21 protein-coding genes are annotated in these 24093 nt (G+C 53.1%); 14 read left to right on the plus strand and 7 right to left on the minus strand.

Annotated features, from left to right (window positions below; genetic code table 11):
* Positions 1 to 110: 110 nt before the first annotated feature.
* Positions 111 to 1070 (plus strand): aldo/keto reductase, encoded by a 960-nt coding sequence (locus CFI03_RS04945; protein WP_248756668.1) that lies wholly within the window; start codon positions 111 to 113, stop codon positions 1068 to 1070.
* A 41-nt stretch (positions 1071 to 1111) separates the two neighbouring features.
* On the opposite strand, the gene CFI03_RS04950 is transcribed toward CFI03_RS04945, so the two are convergent.
* From CFI03_RS04950 to CFI03_RS04960, 3 genes are all read right to left on the minus strand, one after another.
* Positions 1112 to 2200 (minus strand): S-layer homology domain-containing protein, encoded by a 1089-nt coding sequence (locus CFI03_RS04950; protein ID WP_248756669.1) that lies wholly within the window; start codon positions 2198 to 2200, stop codon positions 1112 to 1114.
* 138 nt (positions 2201 to 2338) lie between these two features.
* Positions 2339 to 3433, minus strand: coding sequence for an S-layer homology domain-containing protein (locus tag CFI03_RS04955; protein WP_248756670.1), 1095 nt, complete (start codon positions 3431 to 3433; stop codon positions 2339 to 2341).
* A gap of 180 nt (positions 3434 to 3613) precedes the next feature.
* Positions 3614 to 5467, minus strand: coding sequence for an LTA synthase family protein (locus CFI03_RS04960; protein WP_248756671.1), 1854 nt, complete (start codon positions 5465 to 5467; stop codon positions 3614 to 3616).
* A 254-nt stretch (positions 5468 to 5721) separates the two neighbouring features.
* Here CFI03_RS04960 and CFI03_RS04965 point away from each other — a divergent pair, with 254 nt between their 5' ends.
* A complete protein-coding gene (locus CFI03_RS04965) occupies positions 5722 to 6642 on the plus strand; it encodes a D-alanyl-D-alanine carboxypeptidase family protein (protein ID WP_248756672.1) in 921 nt (306 codons plus the stop codon).
* 81 nt (positions 6643 to 6723) lie between these two features.
* Here the strand turns inward: CFI03_RS04965 and CFI03_RS04970 are convergent, their stop codons facing one another.
* Positions 6724 to 6879 (minus strand): DUF1540 domain-containing protein, encoded by a 156-nt coding sequence (locus tag CFI03_RS04970; RefSeq protein ID WP_132308684.1) that lies wholly within the window; start codon positions 6877 to 6879, stop codon positions 6724 to 6726.
* Positions 6880 to 7056: 177 nt separating this feature from the next.
* Here CFI03_RS04970 and CFI03_RS04975 point away from each other — a divergent pair, with 177 nt between their 5' ends.
* Positions 7057 to 8022 carry a nucleoside hydrolase gene (locus tag CFI03_RS04975; protein WP_248756673.1) on the plus strand — a complete coding sequence of 322 codons (966 nt, stop codon included), beginning with the start codon at positions 7057 to 7059 and terminating at the stop codon, positions 8020 to 8022.
* On the opposite strand, the gene CFI03_RS04980 is transcribed toward CFI03_RS04975, so the two are convergent.
* Positions 8023 to 9339, minus strand: coding sequence for a deoxyguanosinetriphosphate triphosphohydrolase family protein (locus CFI03_RS04980; protein WP_248756674.1), 1317 nt, complete (start codon positions 9337 to 9339; stop codon positions 8023 to 8025). It abuts the gene before it with no gap.
* Positions 9340 to 9494: 155 nt separating this feature from the next.
* Between CFI03_RS04980 and cls the strand changes: the two genes are divergently transcribed.
* From cls to CFI03_RS05015, 7 genes are all read left to right on the plus strand, one after another.
* Positions 9495 to 10943: a cardiolipin synthase gene (gene cls / locus CFI03_RS04985; RefSeq protein ID WP_248756675.1), complete on the plus strand. Its 1449-nt coding sequence runs from the start codon at positions 9495 to 9497 to the stop codon at positions 10941 to 10943.
* A 450-nt stretch (positions 10944 to 11393) separates the two neighbouring features.
* Positions 11394 to 11780 (plus strand): Fur family transcriptional regulator, encoded by a 387-nt coding sequence (locus CFI03_RS04990; protein WP_248756676.1) that lies wholly within the window; start codon positions 11394 to 11396, stop codon positions 11778 to 11780.
* Complete coding sequence (locus CFI03_RS04995; RefSeq protein WP_248756677.1) at positions 11765 to 12532, plus strand: winged helix-turn-helix domain-containing protein; 768 nt, start codon at positions 11765 to 11767, stop codon at positions 12530 to 12532. Before CFI03_RS04990 ends, CFI03_RS04995 begins: the two co-directional genes overlap by 16 nt.
* Positions 12533 to 12668: 136 nt before the next feature.
* Entirely contained in the window at positions 12669 to 14126 is a 1458-nt protein-coding gene (locus CFI03_RS05000) for a catalase (protein ID WP_248756678.1), read from the plus strand.
* A 104-nt stretch (positions 14127 to 14230) separates the two neighbouring features.
* Positions 14231 to 15211, plus strand: coding sequence for an aldo/keto reductase (locus CFI03_RS05005; RefSeq protein WP_248756679.1), 981 nt, complete (start codon positions 14231 to 14233; stop codon positions 15209 to 15211).
* A 109-nt stretch (positions 15212 to 15320) separates the two neighbouring features.
* Entirely contained in the window at positions 15321 to 15806 is a 486-nt protein-coding gene (locus CFI03_RS05010; protein WP_248756680.1) for a CcdC family protein, read from the plus strand.
* A gap of 235 nt (positions 15807 to 16041) precedes the next feature.
* On the plus strand, positions 16042 to 16587 hold the full coding sequence (locus tag CFI03_RS05015; protein ID WP_248756681.1) for a glutathione peroxidase: 546 nt from the start codon (positions 16042 to 16044) through the stop codon (positions 16585 to 16587).
* Between the two features lie 70 nt (positions 16588 to 16657).
* Here CFI03_RS05015 and CFI03_RS05020 read toward each other — a convergent pair whose 3' ends face one another.
* On the minus strand, positions 16658 to 17242 hold the full coding sequence (locus tag CFI03_RS05020; protein WP_248756682.1) for a hypothetical protein: 585 nt from the start codon (positions 17240 to 17242) through the stop codon (positions 16658 to 16660).
* Positions 17242 to 17520: a hypothetical protein gene (locus tag CFI03_RS05025; RefSeq protein ID WP_248756683.1), complete on the minus strand. Its 279-nt coding sequence runs from the start codon at positions 17518 to 17520 to the stop codon at positions 17242 to 17244. Before CFI03_RS05025 ends, CFI03_RS05020 begins: the two co-directional genes overlap by 1 nt.
* Before the next feature lie 608 nt (positions 17521 to 18128).
* Here CFI03_RS05025 and CFI03_RS05030 point away from each other — a divergent pair.
* From CFI03_RS05030 to CFI03_RS05045, 4 genes are all read left to right on the plus strand, one after another.
* Positions 18129 to 18434, plus strand: coding sequence for a DUF6385 domain-containing protein (locus CFI03_RS05030; protein ID WP_248756684.1), 306 nt, complete (start codon positions 18129 to 18131; stop codon positions 18432 to 18434).
* A gap of 9 nt (positions 18435 to 18443) precedes the next feature.
* Positions 18444 to 20327: a DUF6385 domain-containing protein gene (locus tag CFI03_RS05035; protein WP_248756685.1), complete on the plus strand. Its 1884-nt coding sequence runs from the start codon at positions 18444 to 18446 to the stop codon at positions 20325 to 20327.
* A gap of 152 nt (positions 20328 to 20479) precedes the next feature.
* Positions 20480 to 22624 carry a glycosyltransferase gene (locus CFI03_RS05040; RefSeq protein ID WP_248756686.1) on the plus strand — a complete coding sequence of 715 codons (2145 nt, stop codon included), beginning with the start codon at positions 20480 to 20482 and terminating at the stop codon, positions 22622 to 22624.
* Positions 22581 to 24089, plus strand: coding sequence for a tetratricopeptide repeat-containing glycosyltransferase family 2 protein (locus CFI03_RS05045; RefSeq protein ID WP_248756687.1), 1509 nt, complete (start codon positions 22581 to 22583; stop codon positions 24087 to 24089). The genes CFI03_RS05040 and CFI03_RS05045 overlap by 44 nt, the downstream gene beginning before the upstream one ends.
* Positions 24090 to 24093 lie beyond the last annotated feature (4 nt).

The following is a 24093-nucleotide window of genomic DNA, read 5'->3' on the forward strand; positions in this document are numbered from 1 at the left end:
TCATTCTTTCGTTGTCAAGCAACGAAGGGGAGAGTATAATGAGAAATAATTCCAAGTAAGTAAATAGGTATTATATGATAAAAGTTGAGCGGATAAAAGGAGGCAGAGGAATGGAGACAAGAAGGCTGGGCGCAAGTGAGCTGTACCCGTCGGTTATTGGCTTTGGAGCATGGGCTGCAGGCCGAAACGGCTGGGGAGTTGTAGAGGAGAAGGAGATCCGGCAGGCGATAGATAAAGCCATTGATCTGGGGATTACTTTTTTCGATACGGCTCCGGTATACGGATTCGGGGAATCGGAGAGAGTGCTGGGAAAAGCGCTTAAGGCCGTACGGGATAAGGTGATTATCGCCACCAAATGCGGTCTTGTCTGGGATGACCGTTACCAGGTGGATATCGACCTGTCCGGAGCAAGCCTTACCCGCGAGGTGGATGACAGCCTTCTTCGGCTGGATACCGATTATATCGATCTTTATCAGGTGCATTGGCCGGATCCTAAAGGCAAGGTGCCCATCGAGGAGACGTTTTCGGTTCTGAACGAGCTTGTCCAGGCAGGCAAAATCCGCAGCATCGGCGTATCGAATTTCTCCGTTCATCAGCTTGTGGCGGCGCAGTCCGTTGCCTCCATCGTCTCGCTGCAGTCCCCGTACAACCTGCTGCAAAGGCAAGTCGAGTATGCCGAGCTTCCTTATTCCGAGAAGCAGCAGCTGGGCTTTATCCCTTATAGTCCTTTGGCGCAAGGGCTGCTGACCGGCAAATTCAGCGCGGTTACGAAATTCCGGGATGACGATATCCGCTCCTATGGCAATCCGCTCTACAAACGCGGCCAGTTCGAGGGGAATGTACTGAAGGTGGAGCTGCTGCAAGGAATCGCGAGGTCCATTGGCAAGCCGCTTAGTCAGGTTGCGATCAATTGGCTGCTCTACAACAAGGCGGTTACAACGGTTATCGCCGGCGCCAAGACGGCTCTCCAGGTACAGGAAAATGCCGCCGCTTCCCGCTGGAAGCTAACCCGCGAGGATTATGAGCAGATCAGCCGTTTGTTTGAGCCGGACTCGTCATACGTCATATAAAACAAAAGGCTTGCGGATATCCGCAAGCCTTTTGTTTATTATTACAATCCGAATTCATCTTCGCTGTATTCGGGATCGTCTTCATACATGTAATAGATTTTCCAGCTATTGTCCGGCATTTTTTTCAGATAGTAAGTTGCATCCGTAGGGATGACCTGAGTATGCGTCATGTCCGGGCCTTCCAGCTTCATGTTGATTTTGCCGCCTGTCGTATGAATAACGGCAAAACGGTTCGATTTGGAGATGACCTCAAGACTTGCCGGCGCAGTCAGCTCAAACGCCAATTTATAGCCCTGCTCTTTCAAAGCGGCGAAGTCCTCGCCGTCCCAGTAGCTGGCCGCCAGTTGATAACCGGTATAATATTGCGCCTGGATTTCGCCAAGCTTGCCGTATTCCTCCGCATTAATGGCATCCGCTTCTTTAGCGTTTTCCTCGCTAATAACGGCGGTAAGCACGGCATCTTCGGGAAGATCGCTCTTCTGCAAATCAAGCGCGCGCTGAATCATAACAACGGCTTCCGCGCGGGTCGCGTTGGCGTAAGGCTTAAAGGTTGTTGCGGTAGCTCCGCGGACAATGCCGGCTTGGCTAGCTTTTGCAATGAAAGGTGTTGCGAAGTATTCCGGTACGTCGGAGAAGGACTTCGCTTCGCCTTCAAATTTGACGGAAGATTCGAAAGCGCGGACCACCATCGTTGCGATCTCGCCGCGTTTAACGAGTTCATCAGGCCCAAAAGTCGTGTCGGTCAGACCGTTCACAACGCCAAGGGAGCTTGCGATCCGAATCGGCTCGGAGTACCACTTGCCGGCAGGAACGTCAGCAAAGGATTTGCCTGCTTCCTCGGTTGCCAGACCAAGCGCCCGTACCAGAATGGATACGAATTCCGCGCGGCTGATGGATAAATCGGGTTTTAGATAAGTATCGCCGTAGGAGTCCGTATAGCCCTTGAGCAGATCCGCCGAAACAAAGTTGTCCAGCGCATCGTAAGCCCAATGCTCGTCGATATCCATCGGGATATAAGCATACAGGGTGTCTTCCGCGGAAGCAGCGCTAGCTTTGGATGCCTGGAACGGGAGTGCGAGCAGAAGTACTGCCGCCAGAAATACAATAAGACTGCGGGTAAAAGCTTTCATTTCATATTCCTCTCTTATGTAAAGATATTGTAAAAATGACCCATACTGATACTACCAGATGAGAGGTTTTAGTACTAGAGAAAATAATTGGCATACAAAAAAAGAAGGCTTGCGGGTATCCGCAAGCCTTCTTCGTTCTTATTTCGTGATTTCGTCCGTGCCGGATGCGTCAGCATCCGAAGCGAACAGATAGATTTTCCAGCTGTTGTCTTCCATTTTTTTCAGCAGATAATAGCCGTCTCGTGGAATGGTCTGCGTTTGCGTATCGGCATCGGTTTTGCCTTTAACCGTTACTTTGTACGTGCTGCCTGTTGCATGAATGGTTGCGAAACGGTCTGTCTTCAATTCGATGTCATACTTTTGCGGAGTCAGCATTTCCAAAGTAAGCGTGTAGCCTTCCTTGGCCAGCTCCGAGTAATCCTGGTATTCAAAGGCGTTCTCAGCCTTAGCGTAACCCGTCATATAGCTATCCAGCACGCCGCTAAGCTTAGCGAAGTCCTGCGAGTTAACAACCTCGGCTTCTTTTGCCTCGAATTCATCAATCAGAGCGGTAAGTGCAGCGTCTTCAGGCAGGTTGCTCGCTTGCAGATCAAGCGCGCGTTGAACCATAACGACTGCTTCCGCGCGGGTTGCGTTAGCGTATGGCTTAAACGTTGTAGCAGTTGCGCCACGTACGATGCCCGCCTGGCTTGCTTTCGCAATAAACGGAGTTGCGAAGTATTCCGGTACGTCGGAGAAGGTCTTTGCTTCGCCTTCGAACTTAACGGAGGATTCGAATGCGCGAACGACCATGGTAGCGATCTCGCCGCGTTTGATCAGTTCGTTAGGACCAAAGGTTGTCTCGGTCAGGCCGTTAACGATACCGAGGGAGCTTGCGATCCGAACCGGCTCGGAGAACCATTTGCCTGCAGGAACGTCAGCGAAGGTTTTGCCGGTTTCAGTTGTAGTCAGGCCAAGAGCGCGAACCAGAATGGCTACGAATTCCGCACGGCTAACGGACAGATCCGGTTTAATCATCGTATTGCCTTCCGAATCAAGGGAGCCCTTGAGCAAATCGGCATTAACGAAGTTGTCGAGCTCGTCATAAGCCCAGTGATCTTCGATATCACCAGGGTAGTATGTGCTCAGCGTTTCTTCCGCGGACGCAGCACTTACTGTGGAAGCCTGGAACGGAAGCGCGAGCAGTACAATAGCCGCCAGAAAAACAATAAAACTACGGGAAAAAGTTTTCATTTCGTATTCCTCTCTTATGTAAGAATTTTGGAAATAGACCCTTACTGATACTATCAGATGCGAGAGGATTGTACTAGAGAAAATTAGTAGATTAAGCCGGAAATAGCTAAAATAAATCCTTGGAACCAGTGCGCAAAAAAACCGATCCTTAATAACTAAGGAACGGTTTTTTCTGTCGAATCATTTCCAATTGGGAAGCTGGCTCACATAACTGTCGGACAGCTTCAGCAGCTCCAGCGCGCGGTTGAAATCGTCCGCCGAGTCAAGGGAGACGGTACTTGCCCCCGAGAGCGGAAGATGCGTGCCGTCCTCGTATCCGCTGCCGGAGAGGAACAGCTCATCGCTGCTGACGAATGAACCGGTCGGCAGATAATAACGTTGCGGCAGCAGGTTAACCGACGTGTTGTTCAGGATATCCTGACCGAAATGAATCTGGTCGTCCAGCGGGAAGCCTAACAGGTTGGCTACCGTAGGAAGAATATCGACTTGGCCGCCCAGCTGATTGAGTACTTCCGGCTTGGTGATACCCGAAGCGGTAATAATAAGGGGAATGTGAATCATGTCGGCAGAGCCGTATTCACGTCCGTAAATTTCTTGCATCAATTCTTTGTCGTCGCGATCCAGCGAGTAAATCGGCAGGCCAAGATGATCGCCGTACAACACGATAGCGCTGTTATCCCAAATGCCGCGCTGCTTCAGATCGTCAATGAACAAGCCTAGCGCGTAATCCGCATAATTCTGGGCGCGGATGTAATCGCCAACGAAGGTACCCTCGTACCGCTTCGGAAGCTCCATCTTGTACTTGCGTTCCGGTATCGTGAACGGATGATGGGCCGTCATCGAGATGACTTGCGCATAGAACGGTTTGTCGCCTTGGTCCATCTTCTCCAGTTCGGCTGCGGTCTTCGCGTACAGTACCTCATCGGAGGCCGCGAAGAAAACGGAATCCTCGTCACCGAAGAACGATTTGTCATAGTAACGGTTGAAGCCAAGCGCCTTGTACAGCTCGCTGCGGTTCCAGAATTCCACGACATTGGTATGGAAGGTCGCCGTATCGTAGCCATGCTGCTGCATCAGCCTTGGAAGGCTTGGCAGCTCCTTCTTCGGGTAGACCTGCGTAGCCGCGCCGTTTGGCGGTATATAATAAGAAGTGTTAACAACAAACTCGGCATCCGATGTATTGCCTTGTCCAACGCCTTGATAGAAATTGTTGAAATAGTAGCTTTCGTTGGCCAGCTTGTTCATGTTAGGCGTAATTTCATGGCCGTCGATCTTCAGATTGATAAGGAAGTTTTGGAACGATTCCATCTGGATAATGATCAGATTTTTGCCGGAGGCCGCATTCCACAGCTTAGGGGATGCCGGCTTTTCAATCTGTTTTATTTCATTAATCTTGGCCTGCGTAATCTCGGACGGATTGACAAGCTCCTGCTTTTTATTGGATAGAATCGTATAAGCCTCATAGTTGAGAATGCCCATCTGCTCCGCTTTGACGATCTCGTTCATGCTCGCGCGGTTCGGCAAAATGTTAAACAGGCAAAGCGTAAGGGAAACGCCAAACAATGTGGCAAGAACGCGCCGGCTAACACGTTTTTGGCTGGCCGCCTTCCAATACTGCCCCTTCTGACGCCGGATCAAATAATAACCCATGACGACAATATCAATAAAGACTAGCAGATAGTAAGGGTCCATCAGAGAGAAGACGCTGTTGCTGACGGCCGTAACCTGATTGACCTGATTGAGGGCTGAGTAAGTAACAATAACGCCATAATATTTGTAATACATAAGTACCGCGAACAGGATTGCGGTCATGAGCAGGTTAGCGCTTAAATAATAGACCAGCTTTCGTTTGGTCGCGAACCATTCAATCAGACAGAACACGATTAACGCAAACGGGACTTCCTTGAGCAGGGTTGTCCAGTTCGGACCGCCAAAGACGACCATCCAGGTTAGAAAGCTCTTAAGAAGAACAATCAGTGAGAATGCGAGAATGGGTCGTTTGCTGAAAAGCCTTTTTGGTGCTAGATTTGACACGTTTTCGCCGCCCTTCACAATAAAACAGGCTTCTCAACAAGCAGCCTGTTCCATAATGTCTTATATCTCTATTGTAATCATTATGCTTGGCTGGAAGAGGAATGTCAAAGGCGGGGCCACTCTGCCGGGGATGGGAAAATGACGCAAACAAATGTTGCAACTTTTTAAGACATTATCGAGTCTATTCGTTTATAGTAGAGAGGAAAGAACGATTACGTTCCTACACAAAAACAAGCAATAATAAGGAGAGCAGCATGAGAAGAAACGTACAAAGACGAAAAAGACGCGGATTAGCTTTTCTGGCGGTATGCGTGGTTGCTATAGCAGTCATTCTGTTTATCCGCTACGAAAATTTGACGGCCGAGGCTCCGGAAGAGACAGCGGCTAATAGCCAGACTTCAGAACAACCTTCTCCTACGGCATCGGATGAGCCTGCAGGTTCATCTTCAGACGAGCCAACGGATACGCCTTCTGACGAACCGTCGGACGCACCTTCCGATACGCCGTCCGAGACGGATAAGCCTGCTAACACACCGGCTGACAAGCCTGCGATTGCTACGGCGGGAGAAGAGGACGGCTATGCGGTTGTCGCTCAGCCTGCAAGCATAGCCGTGCTGGTGGACAAGCAATACAAGCTGCCTGACAACTACGAGCCGAAGGATCTTGTTTATCCGGATGTTCGCTTTACGTTCAGCGAGAAAATCGAAAAACGCAAAATGCGCAAGGAAGCAGCGGGGGCTCTTGAAGAGCTGTTTGCCGGCGCGGAGAAAGACGGTATTCATTTGGCAGGCGTATCGGCCTACCGCTCGCAGGAAACGCAAAAAAAGCTTTTCAATAACTATGTGGCAAGAGATGGGTTGGAAAAAGCAAAAACGTACAGCGCATTCCCGGGTACAAGCGAGCATCAGACCGGTCTTGCGATCGACGTATCCGGCAGCGACGGCAAGTGTGCAGCGACGGACTGCTTCGGCGGCACTCCCGAAGCGGAATGGCTGGCGGATCACGCACCGGAATATGGCTTCATTATCCGCTATCCAGAGGGCAAGGATGCCATTACAGGCTACAAATACGAGCCTTGGCATCTCCGCTATGTAGGCAAGGAGCTGGCTAAGGAGATTGACGATAAAGGGCTGACTCTGGAGGAGTATTATAACGCGGTTCCGGTATCAAAATAATAAAGCCGAATGGGACGGCGCTCAGCGACCGATGCGTGTGATTCATACATGGCAGGGGGCTGTGCGCCGTTACCCGTTCTTTTAGATCTTTGGCTCAAACGTTTTGCAGTCGGTTTCTTCCGAGTTGCTAGCTTGTTTGGAACGGTTGTTCACTACATAAATGGAGGAAGCAGCGCAATGATTGCCTGCAGCCCAATACTTGCAGGAGTTTACTTCGCACAGTACATCTTTAGCCATGATGATCATCACCTCCTTAAATTGCCCCACAAAGTGAAGTTAATGCTGCGGGGCCCCTGTAAAAACGAAGGATTCAAGCTTTCAAGGCATAAGCCTTGCTGAGACATAGCTTGGGCTCCTAGCCTTAGGATGGACAAACGCAAAGCCGTTTTATACTAATGAAGGGATGGAACAACAATGGGAAAAAAGCTTTATTTTAATCATGACGCGGGGGTTGACGATCTTGTATCGCTGTTTCTCGTTCTGCAGATGAAGGGTGTCGAATTGATCGGAGTATCGGTAATTCCGGCAGACGGTTATTTGGAGCCGGGGATGGCGGCAAGCCGCAAAATCATCGACCGTTTCGGAGCGCCGGGAGCAAGCGGAACAGTGGAAGTGGCCCGCTCGAATTCGAGAGGACGCAATCCGTTTCCGGCGGAATGGCGGATGCATACGTTTTTCGTGGATGCGCTGCCGATTCTGAACGAACCTGGCGTTATCCATACGCGCGAGGCGGGATTGCCTGCCCATAAGCATATGATTCAGCAGCTTCTGGCGTCCGATGAGCCAGTGACTCTGCTGTTCACCGGTCCGCTGACGGACTTGGCGAGAGCGCTTGACGAAGCGCCGGAGATTGAGGAGAAGATCGACAAGCTGGTATGGATGGGCGGTACCTTTAACGAAAAAGGAAACGTTCAAGAGCCGGAGCATGACGGTACGGCGGAGTGGAACGCCTTCTGGGATCCGGAAGCGGTGGATCGCGTATGGAACAGCGGAATCAAGATCGAGCTCGTAGCGCTGGAAAGCACCAATAAAGTGCCGCTTACCGTGCCGGTGCGCAACCGCTGGGCCTCGCTTCGGAGGCATGCCGGGCTGGATTTCGTGGGGCAATGTTATGCCGCATGTCCGCCGCTTGTCTTTATGGAAACCAACTCCACTTACTACTTGTGGGATGTTCTGACGACCGCGGTCGTAGGCGATCCAAGCCTGGTCGAAATGAAGACCGTCCACAGCGCCGTCATCGCGGACGGCCCAAGCCAAGGCCGAACAGTCGAGACGGCGGATGGACGGCCGGTGAGCCTTGTTTATGACGTGGAGCCGGAACGGTTCTTCGATTACATTACAACGCTGTCGCAGAACGCTGTGCTTAATCCCGCGGAATAGTTAGTCCATCTCATAAATCGAACCGGATTTGCTCGCGTACAGCTCGGCATAGACCTTCTCCGCATACGCATCGGTCATGCCGGAAATATAGTCCGCGATAAAGCGGGCCCAGGTCCAATTGTGCTTGTGCTGCTCGAAGCTTGCCACCCAGTCCGGCGGCAGAATCAGGCGGCCTTGCTCAGGCCTCATGAAGCTTTCCCACAGCCGGCGAATCATGATTTCGCTGCGCATTTGCAGCCGCTGTACGCGGAAATCCTTGATCAGCGTTACCCACGCAAGCTTCTTCAATATTTCCATCGTGCGCAGCAGGTCGATATCCTGCTGGCCATCCAGCACGAACGTCACCTTCTTCCAGCCTCTTGCCGGATCCTCGATAATTCCGACGCGCCCGGCAAATACGCTGACCCACCGCGCTTTCATCTCTCTGCGCGTCCGGGACGATTCATGATCGTACAGGGCATATAGCTCTTCCCATTGCTGCAGATAAGCAGCGAGCACGCGCTTAACCATCGCCGGAATATCCACCTGATCCCAGCCAACGTCCATGTTGCCTTGATCCTCTACGATTTCCTGCACCAGATTGTCGATCAGCCGCTGATCCTCAAAGAACGTGCGGTTCATTTGAATTTTGCCGGCGCGGATGCCGTCTTCAATATCATGGGTGGAATAAGCGATGTCATCGCATAGGTCCATCAATTGAGCTTCCAGAGTGGAGCAGCCCGCGGGCATTGCCCATTGCTGGCGGATATGGTGAATGGCATGCCATTCGGAGCTGTACAGCCCCTTCAGCCTGCCCGGTTCGTCCAGGGAATAAGGGTATTTATTGACCGCAAGCAGCACGGCTGCCGTTAGGTCCAGGCCGCTGCCGCTGCCTGCGCGTTTCTCCAGAAACATGAGGATGCGGAAGTTTTGCGCGTTGCCCTCGTAGGCAAGGCCATGCTCCTCGAGCAATAGGCGGTTCAGCACCTCTTCGCCTTTATGGCCAAACGGCGGATGCCCGAGATCATGGGCAAGCGCGGCGATTTCCACGACGGACGGATCCATGATGAGGCCGGGATGCTCTTTTTTGCTCAGAAAAGGGTACTGCTTCCCCAGGCGTCTCGCCACTTCGCGCGCAATCTGCGATACCTCCAGGGAATGGGTTAATCTCGTCCGGTAATAGTCGCCCGATCCGGCGCCAAACACTTGGGATTTGCCTTGCAGCCGCCGGAAAGCGGGGGATTGAATAAGTCTGGCGTAATCCCGTTCGTATTCGTCGCGTTCTTCGCTGAATGTGCCGAGCGCTGGTTCGTCTAATCGAAATTTGCGTAAGTCCATGGTTTTTCCTCCTATGCCGCCCGCACTTTTTTTTCTGAAAATTGTAACATATTTGTTTCTTAATAAGAATGTTTGTGTAAGGTTTGAACATCTTTCCTGCTTGAGGTATGCTCTAGTTAATGTTTTTATCCATATATTGAGGGGCTCGTCTAGCTATGAATGTCTTACAGGATGTTTCCACGGTCTTTATCGTCTTGAATATATTGCTGGCATTGACCGTTATTTTCCTCGAGCGAAAGGATGCGAGATCGACGTGGGCCTGGCTGATGGTGCTGTATTTCCTGCCAGGGGTCGGATTCGTGCTGTATCTTATTCTCGGGCAGCGGCTGCGCAAGCGGAAGCTGAACAAGATGTTGCTCGAAAGCCAGCGTATTATTGAAGATTCGATTGAAGCTCAGAAGCTTCAATTAGAGGAGCGGCACATCATTTTTAACGATCCCGCTACCATTAATTATCAGAGCATGATTCATATGAATCTGGTAGGCAGCTATTCCTTGTATACGCAGAACAATGCGGTACAGATCTTCACGACGGGGAAAAGCAAGTTCGATGCGCTGCTGCGCGATATCGAGTCCGCACAACATCATATTCACCTTGTCTATTACATTGTGCGCGACGACAAGCTTGGCAACCGCCTGATTCAGGCGTTGGTGGAAAAAGCGAGACAGGGGGTGCAGGTTCGGTTCCTGTACGACCATATCGGCAGCAAAGGTCTTCCGCGGAAGTTTTTCAAGGAGCTGCGCGAAGCCGGCGGGCAGGCGGCAGCCTTTTTCCCTTCAAGGATTCCTTACTTGAATCTCAAGATCAATTTCCGGAATCACCGCAAGCTTGTTATCGTGGACGGGCGGATCGGCTATATCGGGGGCTTCAACATCGGGGATGAGTATATGGGGCGCGACAAGTATTTCGGCGAATGGCGGGATACGCATCTGCGTCTCGAGGGAAGAGCCGTTCTGCAAATGCAGGCTCAGTTCCTGATGGACTGGAATCTGGCTTCCTCGGGGATGGTGGAGCTTGATTATCATTACTTCCCGCGCCACTTCCAAGCCGTGGGGACGATCGGCATGCAGGTCGTGGCAAGCGGACCGGATTCGGAATCCCAGCAGATTAAGGATGCTTACATCAAGATGATTTATTTCGCGAAAAAGAGCATCTGTCTGCAGACGCCTTATTTCGTCCCGGACGAGAGTCTGATGACCGCGCTCAAGACGGCGGCTATGTCGGGGATTGAAGTGAAGGTCATGCTGCCGGGCAAGCCCGATCATTTCTTCGTGTATTGGGCAACCCATTCGTATTTAAACGAGCTGCTCGCTGCGGGAGGCAAATGCTACATTTACGAACGGGGCTTCCTGCACGCGAAGACGCTTGTCATTGACGGTCAGCTTGCTTCCGTCGGTACCGCCAATATCGACAACCGGAGCTTTAAGCTGAACTTCGAGATGAACGCCTTTATCTATGACAGCGCAACGGCAGGCGAGCTGGAGAGATTGTTTGACCTTGACATGCAGGATTGTCATGAATTAACCTTCGAGGATTATTTGAAGCGGCCTCTTATGAACAAGTTCAAAGAGTCCATTGCCCGGCTGTTATCGCCTATTCTATAAAATACGCACGCAAAAAGGGATTCCGCTTATCAATGATAACCGGAATCCCTTTACCTTTCTGAATCGCAATTATTCAATTCCGTAACGCTCCATTCTACAACTTGCGTTGCCTTAATCTTGCTAACGAATAAGTATTAATCGGACCTAAGTGACAAGAGACGAATTTGAGTTCCCGCATGTCCGGTTTACCTTGCGATCTCCTTCCCGGAAATAGTGAGGACATGCATCGCTAACTTACTTCAATGGTCTATCCCCTCTCGTGTGGTGTAGGTCTATCATAAACTATTATTTCAATTTTGTAAATATTCTGATAATTATTTTTCGCAAAGTTTGGCTACTCCTTCTAAGGAGGGAGAATAGCGCATATAGGCAGTGAGTTCCGGTTGATCTTTCCTAGCTCTTAGATTTATACTTAGTCTAAATTAACTTGTATTAAAGGAATGAATGATGATGACCAAGATAAATTTAACCGTACAGCGCAAAACGATTCTCGAGGCGGTTCAAGAGTCTCATGATCACCCGACAGCGGCGGATATTATTGAAAGACTACGCGACAAGGGCGTCAGCTTTGCCTACGGAACGGTATACAATTCGCTCCGTTATTTGACCGATGCCGGACTTATTCGGGAGCTCAAGCTAGGCGAGGCCGTCAGCCGCTATGATGCCAGAATGGACGATCACCATCATATTATGTGCAAAGAATGCGGGCGCGTAGAGGAAGTGTTGACTGAGCTGCCCGAGGAATGGCTGAAGAAAATCGCCGCGGAAACCAATTTTAAAGTTCAGGATGCACACGTTGTATTAGAGGGGGTATGCGAATTATGCGCCAGCAAGTAGAGGATAACCGTATGGAGGGGCCGCCATCCGGCGAGTCGATGGGGGGGAAGGCCTGTTCCCTGACCAAGCGGATTATGACGGTTAGTCCTTTTCCCGAACGGATGAGCAGCCTTCTGCATCTGCTTACGGCGGAATGCTTCGATCTGTTCTCGCTCCACGATTTGAACAAGGCTTTCGTCAGCAGCCTGCAGCCGGAGCTGATTATTTACGATGCCACACCGCACCCGCTTATTCCCGATGCCGTAGATGCCCTTCATGCGGCGATGACGCAGACTTCTCCCATCAACGGCGCATCCCTTCTGTATCTGGTTCACGAGGATGCCCGGGTTATGGCAGCGGCTATTCCGAAACACGCCGAGCTGCTCGTATGGCCCTCGAATCCGCAGGAAGCCCTTAACCAGATTAACCGGATGCTTGGCGAGTGGAAGGCTCCCGACCTGTCCAGCTACCGGTTCAAGGACCTGACCGTTGACCTGAAGAAAATGACGGTGTTCCGCGGCGGCGAGCGGATTGAGCTGACCAAGACGGAATACGATCTTCTCCTTATGTTTCTAACCTCGGGCGGAGCGGTGCTCACGCGCGAAGCGATGTTTGACGCGGTATGGGGAAGCCAGTATTTCGGGGGCAGCAATGTCGTGGATGTGCATATCAAGACGCTCCGCCGCAAGCTGAAGGACAGCGCGGTAGCTCCTCATTATATCGCGACCGTTCGCGGAGTCGGCTATCGGCTGGTAGAAGAGCGGGGCAATTAGAGGAATGCAGGGACCTTCTTCATCTGTTCTTCATTAGGTTTTCATCCAACGTTCATGACAGCGTTGATCCGTAAACGTACAATAGGATTATAAGATTTAGATCAAGTCTAAATATAAATAATCCGGAGGTACCGATATGATCAACCGTTTAACGACTAATCAAGGCACGCCAGTTGGCGATAACCAAAACTCCAGGACAGCGGGACAACGCGGCCCGACACTTTTGGAGGATTACCATCTGATCGAGAAGATTGCCCATTTTGACCGCGAGCGTATACCGGAGCGCGTCGTGCATGCTCGCGGAGCTGGCGCATATGGCGTATTCCGGGCCGCAAACAGCATGAGTGCCCATACGAAAGCAGCTTTCCTGCGGGAAGCGGGAAAAGAAACGGATGTATTTGTCCGGTTCTCCACCGTTATCCACGGGACGGGTTCGCCGGAGACGGCACGCGATCCTCGCGGTTTTGCGGTAAAGTTCTATACGGAGGAGGGCAATCTGGATATCGTCGGCAACCATCTGCCGGTCTTCTTCATCCGCGATGCGATTAAATTCCCGGATATGGTGCATTCGCTTAAGCCGTCTCCGCGCACGAATATTCAAGAGCCGGAGCGCTATTGGGATTTCATGACGCTGTCGCCGGAATCGACCCATATGCTCACTTGGTTATTCTCCGATGACGGTACCCCGGCTTCCTACCGCGAAATGGACGGCTTTGGCGTTCACGCGTTCAAGTGGATTAATGAAGATGGGAAAATAACGTATGTGAAATACCATTGGAAGTCGAAGCAGGGAGTCCGCAACTTCACGGCTGCCGAAGCCGGCGAGATGCAAGGCAAGGATTTCAACCACGCGACACGGGATTTGTACGATTCCATTGAATTAGGCCGCTACCCCGAATGGGAATTGCATGTGCAGCTGATGCCGGTCGAGCATCTGGACCGTTATTCGTTCGATCCGCTTGATCCAACGAAGATTTGGCCGGAGGATATGTACCCGCTGCAGCTTGTCGGTACTATGCAGCTGAACCGCAATCCGGACAATTATTTCGCCGAAGTCGAGCAGTCCGCTTTTTCGCCTAGCGCCGTAGTCCCAGGCATTGAGCCTTCGGAAGACAAGCTTCTCCAGGGCCGTCTGTTCTCGTACCCGGATGCGCAGCGCTACCGTCTTGGCGCGAACTATCTTCATATTCCGGTCAACTGCCCTTACGCGCCGGTTCGCAACCATCAGCGTGATGGAGCGATGACGATGAAGGCCGATCCTTCAACCGTTAACTATGAGCCAAGCAGTTCTTCCGACAGTCCGCGGGAAGCTCAAGAGTACAAGGATAGCAGTACCTCGTTGCATGGCTATGCCGGACGTCAGAAGATCGACAAGACCGACGATTTCACGCAGGCAGGGGAGCGTTACTTGTCGCTGCCGCCGGAGCAGCGGGACAATCTGGTGAGCAATCTGGTAAACGACCTGAAGCAAACAAGCGAAAATATTCAGCTGCGTGCCGTATGCAACTTCTTCCGCGCTAACGTGGAATTCGGTATCCGCCTTTCGAAAGGGCTTGGCGTAGATATCAGCGCATATATGCAGCACCAGCGTTAATCATAGAAAAGTTAAGCGGCCGAAGCCGATCGATTGACGATTGAGCTTCGGCCGTTATTTTTGTTACACTATCTTCGTAACCGATTACATAGTGAGGTGAGAGGATGCAATATCGCGGGTTAGGTTCATCGGAATTGAAAGTTAGCGAGATCAGCTTCGGAACATGGGCGATTGGCGGTGCCTGGGGCAACGTCAACGATAAGGAATCGCTCTTGGCGCTTGAGGCTGCCATCGATAAAGGCGTCAACTTCTTCGATACGGCCGACGTGTACGGCGACGGCCACAGCGAGCAGCTGCTCGCGCAGGCTACCAAAGGGCGCGAGGATGAGATTTATATTGCGACGAAATTTTGCCGCGCGGGAGATATTCATGATCCGGCGACCTATTCGGAGGCTTCGGTCCGCGCTTATTGCGAAGCCAGCCTGAAGCGTCTGGAGCGCGAGCGGATTGATCTGTACCAGATCCATTGCCCGCCAATGTCGATCCTGAAGGATGGAAGCGTGTTTGAGGTGCTGGACAAGCTGCAGCAGGAAGGCAAAATCCGTCATTACGGCGTAAGCGTGGAATCGGTGGAGGAAGGGTTCTTCTGCCTGGAGCAGCCGAATGTGCGCGCGCTTCAGGTTATCTATAATATTTTCCGCCAGAAGCCGCTTGAGCTGCTCAATGAAGCGCATCGGCGCGGAGTGGGAATCTTGGTTCGCCTGCCGCTTGCTAGCGGTCTGCTGACCGGTAAGTTCACGGCATCGTCCACTTTCGAAGCGGATGACCACCGCCGCTTTAACGAGAACGGCGAAGCGTTTAACGTGGGGGAGACATTTGCCGGACTAGGCTTTGCCAAAGGCGTTGAGCTGGCCGACCAGCTGCGCTGGATTGAGGACGACCGCGGTAATATGACGCGTGCTTCGCTGCGTTGGCTGCTTGATCATGAAGCCGTCACTTGCGTGATCCCGGGTTTCCGCAACGTCCGTCAGGTGGAGGATAATCTTGCGGCTCTGGAAGTGCCTTCGTTTACGGCTGAAGAGCGTGAGCGTCTTGCGGCATTCTATAAGGAACAGGTTCATCCGTTTATCCGCGGATCCTACTAATTGGATCGTTCGACAGGCAAAAACTTGCGAGCGATGAAGGTTTGCACTGTTGAAAATTTTGCAGTACGATGGATCTAGCTAACCTATTTTGAAATGAGGATAGATAACGATGCTATCTGCAAATACACATCTCATTCAAGTGGCGTCCATCGTTTTTTCGGTATGTGCCGGTCTGACGCTTATCATTCTTCGCATGCGGGCGGGCAAACAGCCGACGAACCTGCGTAAAATCATCGCACCGCCGCTTGGCATGTCGACGGGCTTTATCATGTTTGCTTTTCCGGTTACCCATATCCACTGGCTGTGGGGGTTATCGGCTTTCGGCACGGGGCTCTTAATCTTCTCGTTCCCGCTTATCGTCACGACACGTCTCGAGAGAGTCGAATCCGATATATTCGTCCGCCGTTCCAAGGCGTTTATCTTTATCATGCTGACCTTGCTGGCCATCCGGCTGGCGCTGCACAGCGTAGTCGAGCAATATATGTCGATCCCGCAGACCGGCGCTTTGTTCTACCTGCTCGCGTTTGGGATGATTCTCCCGTGGCGTTTCGCTATGGTTGGCGACTATATGCGATTGCAAAAGGCAGAAATGTAAGGAGTGGGGGGGGCGTGCCGCGTGCACGCTCTTTTTTTTGACCGCAATCAAGACGACTTATTGGTTTTGTTGCCCGGTGCGTTGAGGTGGAGCGGTAGCTGCAAGAGGGAAACTTCCTCTTAAATTTGTATCCGTAATGGTCAGCACAATGTTTGACACAAGGTATCGGAATATGATATAAATTGTATACAATTTAATTTTGATCAAACCATTTTTGTTCAGAGGAGGATTCATCATGAGCGTTTATTCATTTGAAGCGGATACAATTAGAGGGCAGCGGGTTAGCCTGGAGGATTACAAGGGCAAGGTGCTGGTCATCGTAAATACAGCAAGCAAATGCGGCTTCACGCCTCAGTATTCCGATCTGCAGAAGGTATACGAGCAATATAAGGATCAAGGACTCGAAATTCTGGGCTTCCCGAGCAATCAGTTCGGCGAACAGGAGCCGGGATCGAACTCGGATGTGCAGGAATTCTGCCAGATCAACTATGGCGTATCCTTCCCGCTGTTTGCGAAAACGGATGTCCGCGAGGAATCTGCTCATCCTTTGTTCAAATATTTGACGGAGCAGGCTCCTTTCCACGGCTTTGACACCTCGGAGCCAAGCGGAAAGATGCTTCATGCTTTCCTATCGGAGAAGCTGCCTCATTACCTGGAAGGAAACGACGTGAAATGGAACTTCACGAAGTTTCTCATTGACCGCCAGGGCAATGTAATCAAACGGTTCGAATCGACGGACGAGCCGCTGAACATGGTCGAAGATATTCAAAAACTGCTGTAATCCCATACGGCGTTAATGAGAAGCTCATGCTGCCCGCAATTAGGCCGCATGGGCTTTTTTGCTGTGCAGCTCAAACCTCCCACCAGATGACCTCCGCTCCAACCCCCAGCAGGCCAAGTACGGTCAAAGAGCCTACTACGTTAACGGTTAAAGTCTGTCCCGGCAGTACCGCGACGCCTCCGCCAACGGAAAAGGTGAACGGCCCCGGCTGCAGCGGATAAAGAGTAAAAGCCGTCCCGCCCGTTACGGCGTTAATGGAGGTGGTAACGGAAGCAACGCTGGCCGTCCCGCTTCCCAAGTTAAGATTGACCGGCGTTACGGTCGTTGGAGAAGCGACGGTTCCGCCGCTGTAGACCGTCACTTGCGCGGAAAAGCTCGAGAGCAGGCTTAACGAAATGTTGGTATACCCGATAATCTGTCCAAGGTATACGGTCTTGCCGCTGCCCGAAGGATTGGCAATGCGGATCGAGCTATTGACGCTACCTCCTAATACCCCTAAGGACAAGCTGTTAGAAGCGTTAATGGCGAAGGCCCCGCCGGCTTGCACGGAGGTGCCGGACTGAGCCGGAATTTCGGATCCGGGCTGCGTGTAGGAGTTGGCTGCCGCTCCGTACAAGGGCCCATTGGAGCCATCGAATATCGGGTTATTCGGCATTAAAACTCCCACCACGAAATATTGGCCGCCGCCGTTATGGAACCGGTACCGACAGAGATGGTGACGGAACGGTTCTGCGCGACGATAAGTCCTCCCGTAAAAGCAACCTCGAACATCCCCGCTGCAAGCAGCGTGGTATAGAACAACGTTGGCGTGCCCGATACGCTGCCCGTGGCAACCCTTGCGGAAGCCACGCTTGTTGTGGCGTTGCCAAGCTGCATGTTAAACGGAGTTGGGGTCGTACCGCCCGTGACCGTACCTCCCGAATAAAGGTTCACCGTTGCCGCACCCCACCGCTAATTTTTGAAACATACAGCGACCTTCCGCTGCCGTTTGGATTGGATATCTGAATCAATAAGTTGGAGCCCGCCCCTACGGCCGTGCTAGCCGAAGTAACCATAAAAAACCGGCCGTTCGCAGCAGCGTCTTCTTCAGGAGGAGCCACGATGGCAGGACTGCTGTAGCGGTTATTCAGCAAAATATAAAGCGGATTGTTCTCGCTGTTGAATACGGAGTAATGTCAATTGTCCCCACCTCTTGTATCGAAATGCTTGCCACATTATATGGTGGAAAAGCCGGATTCGTATGGGGATTTACCGATGAGACGGAAGTTAGGTGAATCTACAGGCGCCAATCGCCGCCGCGGACAAATTCATTTACACATAAAGTAATGGAAGCATGGACATCGAGGAGAAGAGGAGAAATGGGAAAAGCAGCAGGATGCAAACATAGAAGACCACGCCGTTGCCGCAAAAAGCCTTTAAAGCCCGGAAAACGCCATATCCCCCGTAGACGTGTTTGCCGCAAGGGCAAAGACGGCAGCTGTTGTCAAAGTTTCCGATCCATTGAGTATGAAGAAGCTGCGACCTCGGATGAATTCGTCCCAATGCCCAAACAAGACACGGCTTTGGACTTGGTGTTTTCTTACGCAGTACTGAATCGGGGGAAAAATACAGCCGTTGTACGCCTGGAGGTTGGCCCGAACGGAGTGGATTTCGCAAGCGACTACGAGAGCGTTGTTGAGCCGGGTGGCATGGCTATTATGACTGCATCGAGATTTATGCATTTTACAAGACTCTCGATAAGGTCGCAGCAGCCAGGGGCTCCAACTTTAATCCAGGTGTATTATCAGGCGCAGCGGGCCCGGATGGCTCCGGTTCATGAATTTCATTTTCTAAGAGAAAATAGGTGATGGGAAGGAATGCCCAATTTTTCGACATTTAATCCGAATCCGGATAATTTACGCACTTTAATCTTTGGAAAAGACAGTACGGATACGGCGCGGCCGCTGGCTGTGGACACAAGCGGTAATCTGGTTACCGTAATGCTTGACGGTACGATCAGCAGTATTCTGGGTGTAACGATTACGGCAGGGACAGTCGCTATCTCCGGCGGCACGGTTGGGGTGACCGGAACGGTGGCCGTGTCCGGAGGAACGGTAGACGCTACAATTACGGGCGGCACGATCAGCGCCGTACTTGGCACCACGATTACGGCCGGTACGGTGGCAATTTCCGGAGGAACGGTCGCAGTATCGGGCGGCACAGTCGCCGTGTCTGGCGCAACGGTTACGGGCGGGACGGTAGATGCCGTGCTTGGCGCCACCATTACCGCAGGAACCATCAACGCCGTGCTTGGCACCACGATAACGGCGGGTACGGTAGCGATCTCAGGAGGTACAGTCGCGGTATCGGGCGGTACTTTCGAAATAGCCGGGGGAACGGTGGTAGTGTCCGGTGCGACCATTACGGCGGGCACATTGGATGCGTTGCTGGGGGCAACCATTACGGCGGGAACACTGGATGCCTTGCTAGGCGCGACGATTACGGCAGGAACGTTGGATGCCGTGTTAGGCGCGACCATTACAGCCGGAACGATTACAGCCGTGCTCGGCACCACGATAACGGCGGGTACAGTAGCGGTCTCCGGAGGAACCGTTGCGCTGTCGGGCGGCACGGTGGGGGTGTCTGGTGCCACGATCACGGCCGGAACACTGGATGCGTTGCTAGGAGCAACAATCACGGCCGGTACTATCACGGCGGTACTTGGCACGACGATCACAGCCGGTACGGTGGCGATCTCCGGAGGAACCGTTGCGCTGTCGGGCGGTACGGTGGCAGTGTCTGGCGCGACAATCACAGCTGGTACGCTAGATGCGTTGCTAGGAGCAACGATCACGGCCGGAACGTTGACGGCGGTACTTGGAACAACAATCACCGCAGGTACAGTGGCGGTGTCTGCAGCAACGATAACCGGAGGCACGTTAAATGCCGTACTTGGCACGACGATTACAGCCGGTACGGTGGCGATTTCCGGAGGGACCGTTGCGCTGTCAGGCGGCACGGTGGCAGTGTCCGGCGCGACGATCACGGCAGGAACACTGGATGCGTTGCTGGGAGCAACCATTACAGCCGGAACGATTACAGCCGTGCTCGGCACCACGATTACAGCCGGTACGGTGGCTATCTCCGGAGGGACAGTTGCGCTGTCGGGCGGCACGGTGGCAGTGTCTGGCGCAACAATCACAGCGGGCACGCTGAATGCGTTGCTAGGAGCAACGATTACGGCCGGAACGTTGACGGCGGTACTTGGCACGACAATTACCGCAGGTACAGTAGCGGTGTCTGCAGCAACGATAACCGGAGGTACGTTAAATGCCGTACTTGGCACGACGATTACAGCCGGTACCGTGACTGCGTTGCTGGGAGCAACGATTACGGCGGGAACTTTAAGCAGCGTCACTTCAATTTCTCAAAAGAGCTTCCAAGAAGTAGCGAACCTGAATAACCTAACAGCAGATGCATATACGGCTGTGCCGGCCATTACGACCAGCGTATTCGGCACTTATTCTTACTTTGTCTACAACAAAGGCCCGGGAACCAATGCAGCGACTGCACGCGTTGAGATCAGCGCCAACGGAACGAACTGGTATACCGACGTGGAGAGCGTAACGGGAATCGCGGTAGGCTCGGTTGACGTACTGGTTCCGCAGCGTTTCCTGAAATATACGAGACTGGCCTACCGTTCGACAACGACCGGAAGCCCAACCACCGTCGACGTATATTTCAATGGCCAAGGCACATAAGCGCAGGTTTACGAGTAAGAATTATCGAAAAACCGCGCTCGTATGCTTACGAAGTAAGAATTACCGCAAAAACCGCGCTAATTCTTGGCTTATGCTTACGAAGTAAGAATTATCGCAAAAACCGCGCTAATTCTTTTTAGGAGGGTTATAAAATGCTGCTCGGTGTTCACATTATCGTACGCAATGAAGAGGATATGCTTCCGGAATGCCTGGACAGCATTCGCGGCATAGCCGATGAGCTCATCGTTGTCGACACGGGTTCGACGGACGGAACGGTGGACATTGCCCTGCGGTATGGAGCAAGAGTGATTAAGGCGGAGTGGGAGGATAACTTCTCCTCCGCCCGCAATCTGGCATTAGAGCACGCGCGCACCATATGGGTTCTGGTTCTGGATGCGGATGAACGGCTGAGGGGCGATTTGCAGTCGCTGAGGCAGAGGCTGCGAAAAGCCGACTCGTCCGCTTACCGGCTGCGAATGGAGCATCTGCTCGATGCCTCCAATACGGGACGCAGCATGACGAGCGAAGCCGTGCGTCTGTTCCGTGCGGACCGCGGCTACTCCTATTATGGAGAAATTCACGAGCAGCTCGTCCGTGTCCGGGAGACGGAGGGCGGCAGCATCATGATGGATGTGGACGGTCCGCTATGCGCCGGGACTCCTCACATTGCCCATATCGGGTACATGCCGGATGTGCTGCGGCGCAAATCCAAAGCGGAACGAAATTTACGGGTCATTTCCAGGCAGCTGACCAAGCGGCCGAATGACCCTTTTTGTCTATACAATTACGGGGTTACGTTATGCCAGCTTGGAAATGCCGAAAAAGCGGCGGCGGCCTTCGACAAAGCGCTTGTCTACACGCCTCTGACCGCTCCCTACCGGCCGACGCTGGTTAGAGATTACGCAACCGCGCTCCTTGCTCTATCCCGGAATGGGGAGGCTGCCGAGCTGCTTCGGGGGGAGACGCTCCGGTATCCCGATTACCCGGACCTGTATATGTTGCAGGGCAACAGCTTGTCGGCGGCAGGAATGCTGATGGAGGCAAAGGAGGCTTATGAGACTGCTCTCGAAGCAGGCGCAAAACCCCATTCCTATATTTCCGAAAATGGAGCGGGCAGCTACCTGGCACAGCTTCGCCTGGCATCCGTATTGCAGCGGACAGGGGAGGCTAATGCAGCCCTGCTGGCATACGAAACCTTGCTTGGCGCCAAGCCGGGATGGGAAGAGGCTTTGTCTGCCTGGGCGGATTACCTTCAGCAGCTTGGCGTGTCCGACCAGGAGATCCGTCAGAAGTTAAGCGGTTTTACCGGTAATGAAGGTGCAGAGCCGCATAAGCTGATGGCTCGCGTCTTAAGCCGTATCGGCGCCAACAGTATGGCGTTGCCTCTATGGAGGGAAGCGGTCCAGTCAACATCCGCGTCAGCAGTTGGCGACCCGATAGCAATAAAGCTTACTTTGTCCGATATACGAGGGTTTGCGGACTGTCTGATCGGGACCGGTCAATATGCGGAGGCGGCCTCGCAAATTCGGGCTTGGCTTCAGGCGGTTCATCCGTACTCAGAAGAAGAGCCTTCCATTGAGACCCTTCAGTTAGGCATGGACTGGGCTTTATGCCGCTGGAATGACGGGGTGCAGATCAGCCGGGAGGAGCTGGCGGCTGTTCTTGGAGGAGGAAGCGTTGCCCGCGAGGCGGAGCAGCTGAACGGCTGGCTTCCTGCGGGGCAAGGGCCGCGGGACAAAATCGCGAAGGAGCAGGAGCTCGCTGCGGCCGTCCGCTGGCTGGATACGGCGGTGAGCCGGGGAATGCTGCGTCTTGCGCACCGGCTGGCAGGCGGCTTTTACGGACTGAAGCCATACTTCGAAACCCTCCTCTATGACCACGGTTACGTGGATGCCGCCGCTGAACAAATGCTGGACCGTTTCGAGAAGGAGGGCCGTTTGACCGGGGAGCAAGCCTTCCGTCTGGGGGAACTGCTGTATTTGAAAAAACTGTACAACGAAGCCTTATCCTTGTTCGATAGTTCGGCGGAAAGCGACAAAAGCGGCGTTTACGCGCAAAGAGCGCGATTGGGAGCCGCTGCCGCATGCCTGCAGCTTGCTATTGAAGCTCTCCAGCCGGATGAGTACAGCGGAACCCGCAATTGGGATGGCAGCTGGTCGGAGCCGGACCGGATGAAGCTGCAGGAAGCATTGCTCCGAGTGGAGTGGATGGGCTGGCAGACCAGCTGGAACGGACGGCAAAGGAGGCGCGTGAATGGCGGAACAGCGGAAGCGGATTTCCTTATGCATGATCGTTAAGAACGAGGAGAAGCATTTGCCCGGCTGTCTCGACAGCGTGCTTGGCATAGCTGACGAGATCATTATCGTCGATACCGGTTCGACCGATGAGACCATTGCGATAGCGGAGCGGTACGGAGCGCAGGTAATCCGGAGCGGGTGGGAGCATGATTTTGCCAAAGCGCGCAACATAGGGGTGGAGCGGGCCAGCGGGGAATGGATTCTGTTTCTTGACGCGGATGAACAGCTGGATGCGGCAACAAAATCTCAGCTGCTCGAGTATGCCGGCCATGCGGAACTGTCCGCCCTGCTCCTTCAGATCAGAAACCAGGTTGGGCCGGACCATGATCAAGGCTCGACAATCCATCCCGTGCTTCGGATGTTCCGGAATGACCCTGCCCACCGGTTCGAAGGGCGGATTCATGAACAGATTTCGTTTTCGATTTTGCGGAAAAACCCAACGGCCCGTTTTCACCTCACCGATGTCGTTATCCATCACTATGGCTATCGGACCCAGGTGGTTGCGGAGAAAAACAAGCTGCAGCGCAATATGGAGCTGCTCGAGCTCGCGCTTGCGGAGGACCCGGGCAATACGTTCCACCGCTATAATATCGGGGTTGAATATTTACGGAATAACCGGGCGGCGGAAGCGCTCGAAGCGTTCCGGATTGCCAAGCGTTCCGTCGGCTTCGAGCAGCTCTCATACGCGCATCTGGTGCTGAAATACGAATCTCTTAGCCTTCAGCTGCTTGGCAGATGGGAGGAAGCCGCGGCTGCGGCGAAGGAAGGCACGGCTATTTTTCCCGACTATACGGATTTGTGGCATTATATCGCGCTTTGCTCAGCAAGCACCGGGCGGTTCAAGAATGCGATGGAAGCCGCCGAAAAAGCGCTGGAGCTAGGAGCGGCGCCCGCCCGCTACCATACGGAGGGCGGAATGGGGACGTTCCGGACGGCTTATCTGCAAGGACGAATCTATGAAGCGATGCATGACGAGCAGGGCGTGGAGCAAGCTTACATGAAGGCGCTGCGGTTTAAGCCCAGCTTGCTGCCGCCGCTTTTCCGGCTTTGCAAATACATGCGGGCCGCCGGCCGCGAAGGCCAGCTTGCCGCATGGATGGCAAGGCGGATCTCCTGCCCGGATGAAGCGGCTATGCTGAAGCTGGCCGGGGTGATGGTTGCCAGCGGCTGTCCGGACAGCGCGGTTGCGTATTTGGAATGGCAAGCGGAACTGTATAAGGAGCCCGGGCTCCGGCACTCTCTTTCCGTGCAGGCGAATGCTTTGCGCGACGGGGATTACGGCGGGCTGCCTTTTGCGGGCTGGCTTGGCAAGGACGAGGCGGAAGATACGCTGTCATCCGCGGCATACTGGAGGGAACGTGCGGAGCAGTATTTGGAACGGGTACAGCAGTCGAAGGAGCGCTCTGCCGAAAGGCAAGCCCTTCAAAGCATCCGCCTGCTGCTACCCGGATTTGAAGGGTGGTAAGGAG

This window comes from Paenibacillus sp. ATY16 (assembly GCF_003399985.2).
Lineage (GTDB): Bacteria > Bacillota > Bacilli > Paenibacillales > Paenibacillaceae > Pristimantibacillus > Pristimantibacillus glycanilyticus.